Below are 15,497 nucleotides of genomic sequence, written 5' to 3' on the forward strand. Positions count from 1 at the left end.
ATAGCCGATACGACGAGGTGTGCTGGCAAACCATAAAATTTTCATACAACTTGCATGAACAGCGATGGACTCATGCTGGAAACATGCGACAATGTATGTAAATCAAGTCCACGAATCGACAAAGGATCTTGCCGATGATGCCTTCTCGTCCCGTGACGCCGCCGAGCCGCGTAGCTCGTCGGGCTCTTCTGCCCATGCTGGTCGCCTCCTTGATGGCGGGCCAGGTGCAGGCTGCCGATCTGCTTACCATCACGCGGGATGCCTTGGACAACAACGCCGATCTGGCGGCGGCGCGCTCCGATACCGACAGCGTAGAAGCCGGTCGTGATGTCGAGCGCGGCGATCTGTTGCCCCAGGTCAACGCCTCCGGGCAGGTCGCCCACAACGAGCAGTTCGAGAGCCAGAGCAGCGCGTTCAGTGCGGGAAGCACGCCTTCCGATGATCGCTACAACAGTGCCAGCCTCACGCTGGAAGCGAGCCAGGTGCTGTATGACGCCGTCAACAGCGCCGAGGTCGAGCAGGCCGAACGGCAAATCGACCAGCAGACTTACCAACTCGCGGCGACTGAACAGCAAGTGGTGATCGATGTGGCCTCGGCCTACTTCGATATCCTGCGTGCGCACGAGATCCTCGAGGCGCGTCGCGCCCAGGAACGCGCCATCGGACGCCAGCTCGAGCAAGCGCGCGAGCAGTTCAACGTGGGACTGATCGCCGTCACCGAGGTGGAAGAGGCGCAGGCCAGCTATGACCAGTCGCGCGCCGATCGTATCGCCGCCGAAAGCGACCAGCAGGTGGCTTTCGAGGCCCTCGAGCGTTTGACCGGCAAGCGTTACGACAGCATCGAGTCGCTCGAGGACGAGATGCCGGTTACACCGCCCGAGCCCAGCGAGCGCGATGCCTGGATCGATCTGGCGATGGAAAACAACCCGCTGGTAATGGCGCAACAGGCTGGTGTCGAGGTGTCGCGCAGTGGTGTCGACGTGTCCAAGGCGCAACGCCTGCCGGTGGTCAATGCCTTCGCCAACTACCAGTATGCCGACAGCGACAATGACACCCTGGAGGGGGAAGACTCCTCCGCACAGGTTGGTGTCAAGGTGAGCGTGCCGATCTATACCGGCGGTCGGACCAGCGCGGGGATTCGCCAGAGCACCTACGCCCTGGAGTCCAGCCAGTACAATTTCGAGGCGCAGCGCCGCGATACCATTCAGCAGGTTCGTTCGTTGTACACCCAAGTGAGCAATGACGTATCCACGGTGGAGGCTCGGGCCCAGGCTATCGTTTCCAACCAGAGTGCCCTGGATGCGACCCGTGCCGGCTATGAGGTGGGTACGCGCAATATCGTCGATGTGCTCAATGCCGAGCAGAGCCTCTACGATGCCATCGCCAATCATGCCGATGCGCGTTATGACTACGTCATCAACCTGCTCACCTTGCGGCAGCAGTCGGGCACCCTCGATGTTAGTGCCATTGAGGCGGTCAACGGCTGGCTGGACGAGAACCAGAGCGTTTCCTTCACGCTGCCAGAAGAAGGGCGTTACGAGCAGGCGCTGGATATTGGTGAGCCGCCCCAGCCCGACGCTTGACGCTATTAATATCAATTATGACATACAGGTATGAATGTATATTTTACATTCACACCTGTATGCGTATAGTCTCTGTCGACTTTCGAAGTGCTCAACGGGATAGCTAGGCATGAAAACGATGATCCACAGGAGTCGGGGTGGGTTGCTGGCGCTGGCTTCGAGCTTGCTGCTGGCGGCTTGCGGCCAAGATGATGGCGGTCAGCAACAAGCGGCGGGCGCTGAGACGCCACCTCGGCCGATGCCGGTGATGGAGCTGGCACGTCAGGATATTCCCCTGGACAAGGCTTATCCCTCCAAGTTGCGCAGCGATGAAGAGGTGACGTTGGTTGCCCGGGTGACCGGCTTCCTCGAGGAGCGCAAGTTCGAACCCGGTGAAATGATCGAGAAGGGCGATAGCCTGTATTCCATCGAGCCGGATCTCTATCAGGCCACGGTGGCACAGCGCGAGGCTGACCTGGAGAGCGCCAAGGCCGAGCTTGCCCGCGCGCAGAGTGATGCTCAGCGTTATGAGCAGCTACTCAGCCAGAACTCGGTGAGCCGCCAGCAATATGACCAGGCCCTGGCCGATCGCAATGTCGCGCGTGCCAGCGTGGCCCAGGCCGAAGCCGCGCTGGCCAGTGCGCGCCTCGATCTGGGTTATGCCAATATCACGGCCCCGGTGAGCGGTCAGATCAGCCTCAGTCAGGTGAATGTGGGCAATTTGGTGAGCTCTGGTACTGAACTCGCCACGATCACACCTCTGGATCCACTGAAAGTGCGGTTCCAATTGCCGCAGGCCGATGCCTTTGCGCTGCGCCAGCAGTTGATCGAGCAGTCGGTGGGCGAGATAGGAGCGAATCTCGAGCTGGCGGGGGGGGCCGCTCCCTTGAAAGGGCAACTGGATTTCCTCGGTTCGAGGGTCGATGAAGGCACCAGTACCGTTCAGGCCCAGGCAACGTTTTCCAACCCGGATGGCAAAGCTCTGCCTGGGCAGTTCGCTCGGGTTCGCCTGGAAGGGCTGAAGCGTTTCGATGTACTCGCGGTTCCCGAAATTGCGGTTACTCAGGGGCTGATGGGCCCGCAGGTCTTCGTGCTCGATGAGGACAATGTGGCTCGGGCGCGGACGGTGCAGCTCGGTGAGCTTGCCGGAGCCTGGCAGATCACGCTGGAGGGCCTGGAAAGCGGCGACCGGGTTGTGGTCGGCGACCCGGCCGGTCTGCAGCCGGGTATGCCCATCGAGCCCCAGCCTTTCGATGGCGATGCCGAGGCGCTGATGGCCAAGCAGCAGCCATCTCAGCCACAGGGCCAGGGACAAGCGCAAGGACAAGGCGACGTGTCGGCCGAGGGTGGCCAGGAGCAAGCGCCCGATGAGTCGTCCGCGCCGGCTCAAGAGGATGCGGCGGAATGAATTTCTCCAACTTCTTCATCAAGCGGCCGATCTTCGCGTCGGTGCTTGCCATCATCCTGACGTTGATCGGGTTGATGAGCATGCGGGTGCTGCCGATCGAGCAGTACCCTAGTGTCGTGCCACCCACGGTATCGGTCAGCGCCACTTTCCCCGGGGCGGATGCCGAGACCGTTGCCCAGACGGTGGCGGCACCGCTGGCAGAAGCCATCAACGGTGTCGAGGATATGCTCTACATGACCTCGACCAGTGCCGACAATGGTTCGATGAGCCTAAGCGTGGCCTTTGGTATCGGCACTGATGGCGACATCAACACCATCAATGTCAATAATCGGGTCCAGGGGGCGCTTTCCCAGCTCCCAGAGGCGGTACAGAGTCAGGGTGTGACGGTGGAGCTGCGCTCCAGCTCGATACTGATGCTGGTGTCGTTGATATCGCCCGATGATGACTACGATCAGGTCTTCATGCAGAACTATGCCACCCTCAATATCCTGGACGAGCTGCGCCAGGTGCCGGGGGTTGGTGATGCCTCAGTGTTGGGGGGCGGCGAGTTCTCCATGCGCATCTGGATGGATCCAGACAAGCTGGCGCAGTACGATCTGACGCCGTCCGAGGTGGCCAGTGCGATCCGTGCCCAGAACACCGAGGTTCCGGCGGGTAGTCTGGCGGCCACGCCTCAATCCGATCCGCGCGCCTATACCTACACCATCACTGCGGGTGGGCGGTTATCGAATGCCGACGACTTCCGCGATATCTTCTTGCGCACCAACCCCGACGGGTCGGCATTGCGCCTGGATGATGTGGCGCGCATCGAACTGGGGGCCTCCTTCTACGGCATCGATGCGAAGCTGAACGGCGGTACCATGACGCCGATCATGATCAATCAGCAGCCTGGTGCCAATGCGCTGGAGACCGCCCAGGGGGTGAAGGCTGTCATGGATGAGCTGTCCGGCCGCTTCCCGCCGGGGCTCGAGTATGTGACGCCTTACGATACGACCCAGTTCATCGATGCTTCCGTGGAAACGGTGTTGCACACCTTCATCGAGGCGTTCTTGATCGTCGGTGTCATCCTGTTCATCTTCCTGCAGAACTGGCGCTTCACGGTGATCGCCATGTCGGTAGTGCCGGTCTCGGTGCTGGCGACCTTTGCCGGTTTCTATGCCTTTGGTTTTTCCATCAACCTGCTGACGCTGTTCGCTCTGGTGCTGTCGATAGGCATCGTGGTTGATGATGCCATTCTGGTGGTGGAGAACGTCGAGCGGGTGCTCAGCGAGGATGAGGATATCACCGTCACTCAGGCGACGATCCGGGCCATGACGGAAGTCGGAGGGCCGGTCATCGCGACCTCGCTGATCATGGCGGCGGTCTTCGTGCCGGTGGCGTTCCTCGGTGGTTTCAGTGGGCAAATTTACCAGCAGTTCGCCTTGACGGTTGCCGTGTCGGTGGCTTTCTCGGCCTTGATGGCATTGACCTTTACGCCGGCGCTCTCGGCGATCTTCATCAAGCATGACCTGCATCGCAAGGAATCGGCTTTCATGCGTGCGGTGCGTACGCCGCTGCGCCTGTTTGATCGGTTGTTTGCTGGCATCACTGCTGTTTACATGTGGGTAGTGAAGGTGCTGGTACGTTTCTGGGGGCTGGCGCTGCTGTTGACCGCTCTGGTCGGGGCAGGCTCCTGGTGGCTCTACCAAAGCACACCCTCGACGCTGGTGCCCGAGACCGATCAGGGCATCGTGCTGGCATCGGTGCAGTTGCCCGATTCGGCGTCGCTGGAGCGGACCAAGAACTACATGGACAAGTTGAGCAGCGCCATTGAGGATGTGGAGGGTGTGAAGTTCTCCACGTCGGTGGCGGGCTACGACATGCTGTCGAGCTCGGTGAATACCGCGCGGGGTATCATCTTCGTCAATATGGAAACCTGGGACGAACGTGACCTGACGGCTTCCGAGTTGATCGGCAAGATCATGCAGTTCGGTGCTCAGATTCCGGGGGGCACGGCGATGGCCTTCAACATGCCGCCGATCGTCGGTCTTTCGACCACGGGTGGCTTCACCGGTTATCTGCAGTCCTATGAAGGGGCTTCGCCCGAAGAGCTCTATCAAGCCTCGCTGAAGGTCATGCAGGCGGCCGGCGAAAACCCCGTGCTGAGCCAGGTGTTCACGACCTTCAACGTCAATGTGCCGTCCTACGAGGCGCAGATCGATCGGCAGAAGGCGCTGAGTTACGGCGTCTCGATGTCGGCGTTGAATTCGACGCTGGGGAATACCTTCGGCAATGGTTTCGTCAACTACTTCAGCTATCAGGGACGTAACTTCCAAGTCTATCTGCAGAACGAGGACGAGTTCCGCAAGACGCCGGACGATATTTCCAGTGTCTACGTGCGAGGTGGTGACGGTGAACGGATCCCACTTTCCGAATTCGTGACCATGGAGCGCAAGACGGCGCCGGCGGTGGTGACACGCTTCGGTGTCTATTCCGGCGCACAATTCCAGGGTGGTGCGGCGCCCGGCTATAGTTCGGGCCAGGCAATCGAAGCCATGGAACAGGTCGTCCAGGAAGAGCTTGGTGACGGCTGGGGCATGGGCTGGACCGGTACCGCTTTCCAGGAGAGCCAAGCAGGCAGTGCTGCATCCATGGCGATCATCTTTGGCATGCTGATGGTGTTCCTAATCCTGGCGGCGCAGTACGAGAGTTGGTCGTTGCCGCTGGCGGTGTTGACGGCTACGCCATTTGCTTTCCTCGGCGGTATCGGCGGTATTGCGCTACGTGGGCTCGATACCAGTGTCTACGTGCAGATCGGTATGCTGGTAGTGGTCGGCCTGGCGGCCAAGAATGCCATTCTGATCGTCGAGTTCGCCGAGCTGCAGCGTCGCGAGCAAGGCAAGTCGATTCGCGAGGCGGCCATCACGGCAGCGCATCTGCGCTTCCGGCCAATCGTCATGACCTCGCTGGCGTTCATCTTCGGCACTTTGCCACTGGCATTGGCGACCGGTGCCAGTGACACCAGTAGCCACCACATCGGCACGACAGTAGCGGTGGGTATGGCCTCGGTGGCCGTACTCGGCAGCCTGTTCGTGCCGACCTTCTACGCCATGATCGCCAGTGTCAGCGATTGGCTGTGGGGCAAGACGCACAGTCAGGATGACAACCACGGTGATGAGACGGCGCTGGAGCACGATACGCACTAAGCATCTGGTGTGATCGAGCGCAGGCGGGCATCGCTCCTACGGGAGCGATGCCCGTTTTTTTATGCGGAGAGTGCAACGCGTCGTTCGATGCAAATGAGGGGCGTCGTTCGGGATTATTCGTCTATGCTGATAGATAGAAGAACACTTTGCTGGCTAATAAGGCCGGATGGAGGAGACGCCATGAACGCTATCATCAACCTTGCCTTGAGCTTTCCGCTGATCGTTTTTACGGTGCTGCTGGCGCTGGTGGCGGTATATTGGTTGCTGGTGCTGGTGCGCCTGGCACCCACCGAATTGTTCGAACATGACAGCCTCAAGAAGGATCATCTGGCCAGTACCATGGTGTCACTGGGGTTTGCCGGTGTACCCGTCTCGGTGGCCTTGAGCCTGCTGGTCGTGCTGGCCGGGGCCTTGAGCCTGGCGGTCGAGTTGCTGGTGCTCAGATGGGTGCCGCTGGGCATCTTCCGGGTACCGGTCGGTGTCGTGGTGCTATGGGCGTCGTTCGCTGTGGCGTCGCCGCTGACAGCGGGGCTGTGCCGGCGGCTGCATTGCCGGCTGCATCGTCATCCCGGCCTCTCCCGGCGTTGCCTGCTCGGCGAACGGGTCCGGGTCACCGGGGTCGATGACGACGGTCGTGCCCGCGCCGTGATGGAGGATGACGAGGCTCGAGAGGTCCAACTGTTGGGCAAGGCGGGCAACCAGCCCGCCTCCGGTGATGTGCGAATCCTGGTCAAGTATCTTCCGGATATCAATGCCTATCGTTCGGTACTCGAGCAGGACTATCTGGATGCTCGCACGCGACTGGTGCGGCTGCATCTGGTCGGTCACCACGAGGCATCGGAGCCGCAGCGGCATGGCCACAACGGTTCGACGCCGTCAGCCTGATGCGCTGTCTCGCTCGAACAGTCGAAGCTGGGTATCGACCAGTTGGGTGCCGCGTTCGTAGAGGGAGAAAGCCTCGGTATCGCGCAGCCAGTCATGGAAGAGGCCACTGAGGGTCGACTGAAGAAGTGTGGTGGCCACTTCCGGGTCGAGGTCCTGGCGTAGCAGCCCCTGATCTCGAGCCTGGGTGAGATAGATCAGTAAGGCGTCCAGGCATTCGCTGGCCATCTCGCTTTCCATGGCACGGGGATCGATATCGCTGAAGAACTCGCAACGGTGGAGCAGGGTGGCATGCACGCGCCGATGGCGGGGCTGCTCCAGGCGACGGAACCCGAGCTGACACCCCAGACGGATCGCTTCCAGCGGTGAGGCATCGCTGGGAGCGGTTTCTGCAACGAGTTCCTCGAACGGCATCCGTACCCTGTCGAGCATGGCACGGAACAGATCGGCCTTGTTGCGAAAATGCCAGTAGACAGCCCCGCGTGTCATGCCGGCGTGGCGGGCGATCTGTTCCAGCGAGGTGCAGGCGACACCTTTTTCGAAAAAGACTTCTTCGGCGGCGTCCAGCAATACTTCTCGCGTTGCTTCGGCTTCGGCCTTGGTGCGTCTGGCCATGGGGGAACTCGACTCCGAATAGTGCGTGAGACCCATTCTACCCGAGGACGATGGTTTTTACATTCGTTGGTGTATGGTTATTGTCATGACTCGTCCTTTATCTCCAGTAGGGGTATAAGACGAGGCAGGAATCTTCTCCGCTAGACAGCAAGGATAGATGATGGCGCGTGCTCCCTTCGAACTGGCCGAGATGCGTGTGGCGCCAGGGACCCGGCAACAAATCGATGTCCCCATGGCCAGGCTCTACACCCATGCTCCTCTGCATATTCCTGTGGAGATCGTGCATGGACGGCATCCGGGGCCGGTGTTGCTGGTGTGTGGTGGTATTCATGGCGATGAAATCAATGGCGTGGAGATCGTTCGCCGACTGCTGCATTCGCGGCAGTTGGCGCGCTTGCGTGGCACCCTGATTGCCATTCCCATCGTCAATGTGTTCGGTTTCGTGCAGCACAGCCGATACCTGCCGGACAGGCGTGACCTGAATCGGTGCTTTCCAGGTAGCGAAGCGGGGTCGCTGGGAGGCCGGATGGCGGCGTTGTTCCGCGAGCAGATCGTCGATCAGGCGAGTCATATCATCGATCTGCACACTGGCGCCCTCCACCGTACCAATTTGCCGCAGATCCGCGCGAAGTTGACGTCGTGTGACGAGACCGAGCGCATGGCCAGTGCCTTCGGGGCGCCGGTTATTCTCAATTCGGAATTGCGTGACGGCAGTTTGCGTCATTATGCGCAGAGCCGCGGCATACCCGTGCTGACCTATGAGGCCGGTGAGGCGCTGCGCTTTGACGAATGGGCGATCACTCCCGGTGTACGGGGTGTGTTGAGGGTGATGCGGCGTCTCGGCATGCTGCGTGGAGAGCACCGACGCCGAACGCCGCCGGCGGCGGAACGTGCGACAGGCTCGAGCTGGGCGAGGGCTCCGATTGACGGCATCCTGCGCCCCCAGGTGCGCCTTGGTGCGAGGGTGGCCAAGGGCGAGCGGTTGGGACGCGTCGCGGATCCTTTCGGCAATGCCGAGGGCGAGGTGTTGTCGATGGCCGATGGCATCGTCATCGGCATGGGGCGGCTGCCGCTGGTCAATGAGGGCGAGGCGTTGTTTCATATCGCGCGCTTCGATGTCATCGAGGAAGCCGAGAATGCCGTGGAGACCTTTCAGTCGAGCCTGGAACCGCCACCCGACCCGCTCTACTGAATCAACGGATCAGCCTGCCAGGGCAGGCTGATCTTCTGCCACTAGTCCCAATGCATCATCGAAGACAGCCAGGCCGGCGCCGTCACGGTGGGCATTCTCGGACAGGTGGCGACGGAAGCGGCGGCCACCCGGACAGCCCTGGAACAGGCCCAGCAAGTGGCGAGTGAGGTGGTTGAGCCGGGCACCTTCCTCGAGCCGTTGGGCAATATAGGGGCGCAGGGTGCGTGCTGCTGAATGGCGATCCTCCGCCGGGTCCGGCTCGCCATACAGGCGAGAATCCACCGACGCCAGTAGCCAAGGGTTCTGATAGGCTTCGCGGCCGACCATCACGCTGTCGACGTGGGCAAGTTGCGCCTGGCAATCCTCCAGGGTCTTGAGGCCGCCATTGAGCCCGATGTGCAGTTCGGGGTGTTGAGCCTTCAGGCGGTGGATGCGTGGGTAGTTGAGCGGAGGAACGTCACGGTTCTGCTTGGGCGAGAGTCCTTCCAGCCAGGCCTTGCGCGCATGCACGATAAAGGTGCTGCAGCCAGCATCGGCGACGCGTTGGATAAAGTGCGCGAGGTCAGCGTCTTCATCCTGGTCGTCGATGCCGATACGGCACTTGACGGTCACCGGGATCGATACGGCTGCCTGCATCGACTTGACTGCCGTGGCGACCTTGTCGGGGTAGGCCATCAGGCAGGCGCCGATCAGGTTATTCTGCACGCGGTCGCTGGGACAGCCTACATTGAGGTTGACCTCGTCATAGCCCCACGCCTCGGCAATGGCGGCGCACTCGGCGAGCTCGTCGGCGTCGCTGCCGCCCAGTTGCAGGGCCAATGGATGCTCGACAGTGTCATAACCCAGAAAGCGCTCGCGCGGCGATCCGTGCAGGATGGCGCCGGTCGTGACCATTTCTGTATATAGGAGGGCGCACCGCGTCAGCGTTCGCGCGAAGGCGCGGTAATCGCGGGTTGTCCAGTCCATCATGGGTGCCACAGAAAACCGACGAGCCCCATCTGCGGCGTTATTCATCGACATATCAGCTAGTTATCCTTCGTGCCGGTGTTCGTCCGATCACGTTTAATACCCTCTAATACCGCCCAAAACCGACCTTGGTGTACCATGAGTGTACCAAATTTCCATTCGAGCCTGATTTTGGCAGGAGCATGGTACACCAATGGCAACATTCCAAAAGCGGGGCGACAGTTGGCGCGCTATTGTACGAAAGAAAGGCCATCCGGCACAGAGCAAGACCTTCTCCACCAAGAGTAGAGCAAAGGCATGGGCCAAGAGCATCGAGAGTGACATCGAAGAGGCTGTGTCCGGTGGCAACACAAGCTTGGGTAGCTTCACGCTCGGCGAGCTGCTCGACCTGCATATGGTACACCTCGACCGGATCTCAAGCCGTGGCCGAAAGAATCTGGCCGGTGACCGCACCCTGCGAAAAGGCCTGGGCGAAGAAACGCTGCTGTCAGAGCTGAGCTACGCCAAGCTGGCCGATTTCTGTACCAGTCGGATCGAAGTGGATGGCGTTAGCGCTGCGACCGTGAAGTCGGACATCATGCACCTGTCCGGAGCGATCACCACCGGCACCGTGGAGGCTGAGCTGCCAACGACACTCAAGCAGACGATGACAACCTGGCGGGAAGGGCTGCGTCGGGCTGGGTTGATCGGGTCGCCGCAGAGCCGCGACCGCCGACCGACCGACAAGGAACTCGGTGATCTGCTGACGCACACGAAGCATAACAAGGCGCTGCGCCGTATCCGGTACAACGACCTAATCCGGTTCGCAGTGGCTTCATGCATGCGGCTCGACGAGATATGCAGTTTGCGATGGGAGGATGTGAATTACGAGGCAGGGACGGTAATCATCCGTCTAAGGAAGCACCCCCGGCAGAAGACTGACCAGGAGGTGCCTTTGATGGGGGAGAGCCAGGCAATCTTGGAAGGGCAGCCGCGCACCGATGATCGGATCTTTCCATATGGAAGTGAATCGGTATCGAACGGCTTTCGCCGCATCTGCCGTCACCTCGAGATCGACGACCTGCATTTTCACGACCTGCGTCATGAAGGTATCAGCCGACTGTTCGAGCGCGGCTACCAAATACAGGAGGTCGCCCTGGTGTCCGGGCATAAGGACTGGGGCAGCTTGCGGCGGTACGTAAACTTGAAGGCGGGGGATCTTGCGAGGAAAGACCGCGACCGCTAGGCCGCGGCGTCACGCTGGGCATCGATGTAGGCTGCTGCATCTGCGACATGCACCATGGGATCACGGCCCGTGCGCGTGAGCGGTACCGGAAACGTGCCGGCAGAAATGCGGTTGCGAGCGGTCTGCAGTTCAATGCCCATGATGTCCTTGGCGAACACCTTGAGCGGGATTAGCACTTGCTCGTATTTGGCGAGAAGTAAAAGCTCTGTCTTCATATCGCCCTCCAAAAAATTAACCGCCTCGCGGGCGGTTGTTATCGTGCGATCCATTCCGATTCATCGCTGTATCAGCAGTGGTCGGTCATGACGCTCTCCTATAGCTGGGTAGCCCGGCCAATCGCCCGACTCCCTCGATGTATCCCTTACGCAACCAATCCCGAATCGTCGCCTCGGCCAGCGTGGCCGCGTGACGCTCGGCTCGACCGCCTCGGCTGGCAATGCAGCAGCTCAGGTCGGGCATCGTGAACGGCATCGGCAGCCGCCAGCGCAGCATCTCGAGCTGATAGCGCGTATTGAGCCGGGCGCGGCAGCCCGGTGGCTGGACCGGGACGAGGCTCGGCTTGAATGATGTGGTCATGCAGCCTCCATGAAGAAGGTCGCCATTGAGCGACCTTTCGTGGTACTTTGTAGTTGAGTTGCCTTATGCAAGCGTCAAGCTGTGTAAGCGTTTTGGGTTCGAATCCCGAGCCAGTGCTGCTGTTCTGCGTCGCCCTGTCTCTCGTTGGTTGCTACATCAAGAACGTACTTACGAGGACATCGGATCTAGGCCGAAAACCTGGAAAGGAGGGTGACAATATGGGAAAACTGAAGAACCACGCTAAACTGCTCTGTGCATCAATATCTGAGTCAGTGGCGGCGCATTCAGTAGCATTGGCCCCATCGGTGTGGGCGTTTGCATAAGACAACTCTCCTCTTCTTATATGAAAAGCCGCCTCAGTAGGCGGCCCGGCGTAGTTGGTAGCAGGTCGCGCGATCACCGAGCAGGTCGGTGCCAGCTGGCTCGATCTCGTCCCGGGACGCAAGCGACTGAATGGTCCGCGCATGGACCGGCGTACCATCCAGAAGCCTCCACCCAGAAGCCTCCACCCCCCCCATCACGAAATGGACCTTCTGGCCTCGCTGCATCGACTGGAGCAGGTGCTCCTGCGGCTTGGTGTGGGTCATGGCGATCTCCCATAAAAAAGGCCACCGGGTGGTGGCCTGCTCTAGGTGACTGTTGGACGGGAATTTCCCGTCCGGCTAGTGTTAGGGGGCCTGCCAACGTGAGGGCTATGCCATGAACGTGATCACGGAAGTTAAACCGGTCTCACTGCAAGAATTCGACGCGATGAACTTGGATGGCTTCAATATCATCAACGCAGCCCAGGACGACGGACCTGTTGCTGAAGGTGATGATGTCTATCGCACCATTGATCTGTGGACTGATCGTAGCGCGGCCGAAATGGTGTCCTTGGGGCATTTTGGAAAGGGTGAGTCTATTCGGGTGCTACAAATCAATGTGCCCGACATAGCTGACGAGGAAGCGATTGAGCGCCTGAGGCAGAAAGTATCCGCCAGGATGGCTTAGACCTCACCTAGCCGCTTCACCCGCTGCCGCACTCCCCGCTTGGCGGTGGCCCGCTGGTGTCGGTCACGCTACGGCAGTGGTAGCCTTCACGCATGGCGTGAGGTGCAGAACATGGCTTTCCATAACCCTGACCCGAAAATGCGTGAGATAGAGCAGCGCAATGCCGAAGCTGTATCGCGCGATAGGCCGCGCCCTCCGAAAAGTGGGTATCAGGGTGCGCTCGATTCTTCCAGGTGCTCGACCTCAAGGTCGGGCATGTCGAGCACCGTGCCCGGGGTGCCGGAAAGCCGTCCGAAGTCGGCGATAGCCGCAGGGTCAGAGTCAACGCCGCCGATGCAGTGGAATTGTGCGTCCATGGCGCCCATTCGGGCGTGGCCATGGTTGAAGCCAGCTGCTCCGCCATCCAGACCACAGAACAAGTGAAAGTGGCGGATCTCGTTATGTTCTTTCATGGTGTATCCTATTAACCAAGCATCCCTGGGGGTAGGGAGGACGTTCGGAAAGTTATATTTCGGGTTTGGTTTGTAGTTATTGGTATCCAGATGAGTGTGTCGAGGGGTTATGGATATAGAATTCTGTAGAGATTGTGGTGTGCCTACTGGGAGTGCATCTTCTTTTTTGGGGCAAGAAGGTCCTATATGCCAGCAATGCGCTCTAGCAAGAGTGGCTGATCGGTGGAATATTGACCCTAAAATAGGTTCTGCTAGAGCTATGGATGCATTGGATAAGTTCAAGAGTAGCGCCATAAATAAAGAGCTTATCAATACTGAGGGAATGTCGCCTTTGAGAGAGTTTGAATCACTTGATAACTCCCCTTTGGTGCAAGAGTTGGAAAAGCACGAGAGGCTTTTATATTCAGCGAATTTCGAAGAGCTGAAGAGGGTGGGAAGTGCTGCATCTGCATATAAGGAATACGTAGACACCGAAAGCCCTATAACTCGACAATTGCGTAATCTTGAAAGTTGCTCGGTTTTGAATGAGATACAGAAGGCGCGTGAATCTCTTTTGAACATGGGTGATTATCCAGGCAACAGATTTTCTGCCCTTGAGGGGGTTTGGGATTCAGTAAGCCTTCCAATATTACAGAGGTTTCCAGAGTTTCAAACAGTCGCGGAGCAAATGGCTGAGTTGTCTAAGCCCGTAGGCCTAGTCTCTGATTTGTTAACAGAAGATGCATGGGACAGTTTTTTTGTTAATAAGGTCGGGAGCCTGCACTTAGATTGGCTATCAGATAAAACCGAGAATTCTTTGATCGGCTTTGCTCACCTTGCGCGCTTGAATGCAGAGATTGAAATCAAGCATCCCTTCTCAGATTATATTAGTAGCTTTGTTCATGACGAGATTGGGGCCCCCGTTACTCAAGAGTCCGACAATGATGCACCTAGTGAGTTTCCCGGTTTTAATCAGGATCTCGTTGAATTTGAGGAGTCTCACTATGTTGAGGTTGTAGGCGTTGCTGGTTTTGAGTTAGAAATACCTAAGTTAGAGCAGCCGGAAGTTTTGGAAGGGGGGGTAGATCCATCCAGGCTGCGTTGTGAAAGCTCTTATATCATAGATAGACTTGAGAATTCCCTTAGAAAAGCAGTGATGATTGTTGCATTTCGAGAAGGGTATGAGTTCAAGAATATCGCGCCCGGCGATGTTTTAAAAAAGTGTCGCGATAGGCAGCGTAATGCCAGAAGTTTGCAAGGTTCATGTTTTGAGCTTATTTATTATTCTGACTTTATGGACCTCCTTTTCATGATAGAGGGAAAGTTGTTGTGGGATTCCGTGTTTAAGCATATCTTTATAAGTAAAAATGATATTAAAGCTTCGATGCAAAGAGTTCATCCTATTAGGAATGATGTTTCACACTCTCGCCCGATATATATGGAACATTATTTGACCTTGGTGGTAGAAGCTAAGAGGATTTTTGGCTGTTTGATGAAGTCGGGTCTTTTTTGATGTGGTGGCTTGTTGTCAAGGGGTTAAGTTTTTGAATTATGTTTGTTCTGGGCCACCCAGCCACTGGAGCAGAGTATCGGCGGTGACGCCCAACACATGAGCCATGATCGAGAAGTCGGCCTCAAGGCGAGCAATGGGGTCGTCGCCATCGTCCTGCTGGGCGGCCTCATCAATCACGGCGTCATCGAGGGCAATGCGCTTCAGCGCCAGATCGTCATGGAGCACGAACCGGATCATGCTCTCGATGCCTAGGGCGAGCTTGCTGGCCTGACGACCGCATTCCAGGTGGCTATGGATCTCGTCGCTATCCAGGTCGAGTTGCCGGCCTCGGATTACGCCATCGTCACCTTTGGCTTTGAGTTCCACCGTGTCGCCGATCTCCATCTCGGCGGGCCGTGTGCCCGGGTCGCTGAGCCAGCTGGTCATGGCCCGCATGGGCAGGGTGCTGGTGGCCAGCGAGGTGACACGCAGACTACCCAACGTCTCGCGCAGCAGGTCGAGCACTTCCTCGGCACGCCTCCGACTGCTGGTGTTGATGCCGATCAGTCCGCGGCGGGTGTCCCACCACAGATCGATCCTTGTGCTGCGCACGAAGGCCTGGGGTAGCAGCTCCTCGTAGACCTGTTCTTTGAGGGCGAGCTTTTCCTGGCGGCGCAACTTGCGGCCTTCGTCGGCCTCGAGCGCTTCGGTGCGTTCCTCGACTTCTTCGCACACCACGCCGGCGGGCAGCAGGCGTTCCTGTCGCACAGCAGTCAGCAGCCGCTGGGCGTGGGCCTCGTGGCAGAGCTGGGTGCTGGCCCGGCCAGCGGGTGGACACCAGCCAATGCGTCGGGCCTCGCTACCGCCGAGCGGGCGGTAGGCCTTAGCGGTCATCAGCCCATCGATGTAGGCGTCGTCCAGCCCGCGCGCGTCGTGCACGCGGTACAAGTGTAGGTTTCTGAACCACATGATC

General features: G+C 58.9%; 15 protein-coding genes. 8 read left to right on the forward strand and 7 right to left on the reverse strand.

The window, feature by feature from the left end:
• Positions 1-134: 134 nt before the first annotated feature.
• The 4 genes from FZZ93_RS05545 (at position 135) to FZZ93_RS05560 (ending at position 7,040) form a co-directional block, all read left to right on the forward strand.
• Complete coding sequence (locus tag FZZ93_RS05545; RefSeq protein ID WP_149321342.1) at positions 135-1,583, forward strand: TolC family outer membrane protein; 1,449 nt, start codon at positions 135-137, stop codon at positions 1,581-1,583.
• Between the two features lie 109 nt (positions 1,584-1,692).
• A complete protein-coding gene (locus FZZ93_RS05550) occupies positions 1,693-2,970 on the forward strand; it encodes an efflux RND transporter periplasmic adaptor subunit (RefSeq protein WP_149321343.1) in 1,278 nt (425 codons plus the stop codon).
• Positions 2,967-6,155 carry an efflux RND transporter permease subunit gene (locus tag FZZ93_RS05555; protein WP_149321344.1) on the forward strand — a complete coding sequence of 1,063 codons (3,189 nt, stop codon included), beginning with the start codon at positions 2,967-2,969 and terminating at the stop codon, positions 6,153-6,155. The genes FZZ93_RS05550 and FZZ93_RS05555 overlap by 4 nt, the downstream gene beginning before the upstream one ends.
• A gap of 180 nt (positions 6,156-6,335) precedes the next feature.
• The gene (locus FZZ93_RS05560) at positions 6,336-7,040 is read left to right on the forward strand and encodes a hypothetical protein (RefSeq protein ID WP_149321345.1); all 705 of its coding nucleotides are present in this window, start codon (positions 6,336-6,338) and stop codon (positions 7,038-7,040) included.
• Here the strand turns inward: FZZ93_RS05560 and FZZ93_RS05565 are convergent.
• Positions 7,032-7,652: a TetR family transcriptional regulator gene (locus FZZ93_RS05565; protein WP_149321346.1), complete on the reverse strand. Its 621-nt coding sequence runs from the start codon at positions 7,650-7,652 to the stop codon at positions 7,032-7,034. The genes FZZ93_RS05560 and FZZ93_RS05565 overlap by 9 nt on opposite strands.
• 160 nt (positions 7,653-7,812) lie before the next feature.
• Between FZZ93_RS05565 and FZZ93_RS05570 the strand changes: the two genes are divergently transcribed.
• Positions 7,813-8,844, forward strand: a complete 1,032-nt coding sequence (locus FZZ93_RS05570; protein ID WP_149321347.1) for a succinylglutamate desuccinylase/aspartoacylase family protein — start codon at positions 7,813-7,815, stop codon at positions 8,842-8,844.
• 9 nt (positions 8,845-8,853) lie between these two features.
• On the opposite strand, the gene dusA is transcribed toward FZZ93_RS05570, so the two are convergent.
• Complete coding sequence (dusA, locus tag FZZ93_RS05575) at positions 8,854-9,864, reverse strand: tRNA dihydrouridine(20/20a) synthase DusA (RefSeq protein ID WP_149321348.1); 1,011 nt, start codon at positions 9,862-9,864, stop codon at positions 8,854-8,856.
• A gap of 139 nt (positions 9,865-10,003) precedes the next feature.
• Here dusA and FZZ93_RS05580 point away from each other — a divergent pair, with 139 nt between their 5' ends.
• The gene (locus FZZ93_RS05580; RefSeq protein WP_149321349.1) at positions 10,004-11,035 is read left to right on the forward strand and encodes a site-specific integrase; all 1,032 of its coding nucleotides are present in this window, start codon (positions 10,004-10,006) and stop codon (positions 11,033-11,035) included.
• Here the strand turns inward: FZZ93_RS05580 and FZZ93_RS05585 are convergent.
• From FZZ93_RS05585 to FZZ93_RS05595, 3 genes are all read right to left on the reverse strand, one after another.
• Positions 11,032-11,304 carry a pyocin activator PrtN family protein gene (locus FZZ93_RS05585; protein ID WP_149321350.1) on the reverse strand — a complete coding sequence of 91 codons (273 nt, stop codon included), beginning with the start codon at positions 11,302-11,304 and terminating at the stop codon, positions 11,032-11,034. The two genes, FZZ93_RS05580 and FZZ93_RS05585, sit on opposite strands and share 4 nt — an antisense overlap.
• Positions 11,305-11,335: 31 nt before the next feature.
• Positions 11,336-11,611 (reverse strand): hypothetical protein, encoded by a 276-nt coding sequence (locus FZZ93_RS05590; RefSeq protein ID WP_149321351.1) that lies wholly within the window; start codon positions 11,609-11,611, stop codon positions 11,336-11,338.
• Between the two features lie 356 nt (positions 11,612-11,967).
• The gene (locus FZZ93_RS05595) at positions 11,968-12,198 is read right to left on the reverse strand and encodes a hypothetical protein (RefSeq protein ID WP_149321352.1); all 231 of its coding nucleotides are present in this window, start codon (positions 12,196-12,198) and stop codon (positions 11,968-11,970) included.
• 112 nt (positions 12,199-12,310) lie between these two features.
• On the opposite strand from FZZ93_RS05595, the gene FZZ93_RS05600 reads away from it, so the two are divergent.
• Positions 12,311-12,601, forward strand: coding sequence for a hypothetical protein (locus FZZ93_RS05600; RefSeq protein WP_149321353.1), 291 nt, complete (start codon positions 12,311-12,313; stop codon positions 12,599-12,601).
• A 209-nt stretch (positions 12,602-12,810) separates the two neighbouring features.
• Here FZZ93_RS05600 and FZZ93_RS05605 read toward each other — a convergent pair whose 3' ends face one another.
• Positions 12,811-13,053 (reverse strand): hypothetical protein, encoded by a 243-nt coding sequence (locus tag FZZ93_RS05605; protein ID WP_223111768.1) that lies wholly within the window; start codon positions 13,051-13,053, stop codon positions 12,811-12,813.
• Between the two features lie 109 nt (positions 13,054-13,162).
• Between FZZ93_RS05605 and FZZ93_RS05610 the strand changes: the two genes are divergently transcribed.
• Positions 13,163-14,545: a hypothetical protein gene (locus tag FZZ93_RS05610; RefSeq protein WP_149321354.1), complete on the forward strand. Its 1,383-nt coding sequence runs from the start codon at positions 13,163-13,165 to the stop codon at positions 14,543-14,545.
• Positions 14,546-14,581: 36 nt separating this feature from the next.
• On the opposite strand, the gene FZZ93_RS05615 is transcribed toward FZZ93_RS05610, so the two are convergent.
• Positions 14,582-15,493: a recombination-associated protein RdgC gene (locus FZZ93_RS05615; RefSeq protein WP_149321355.1), complete on the reverse strand. Its 912-nt coding sequence runs from the start codon at positions 15,491-15,493 to the stop codon at positions 14,582-14,584.
• Between the last annotated feature and the right edge of the window lie 4 nt (positions 15,494-15,497).

Origin of the sequence: Halomonas eurihalina, assembly GCF_008274785.1 — a bacterium.
GTDB classification, from domain to species: domain Bacteria; phylum Pseudomonadota; class Gammaproteobacteria; order Pseudomonadales; family Halomonadaceae; genus Halomonas; species Halomonas eurihalina.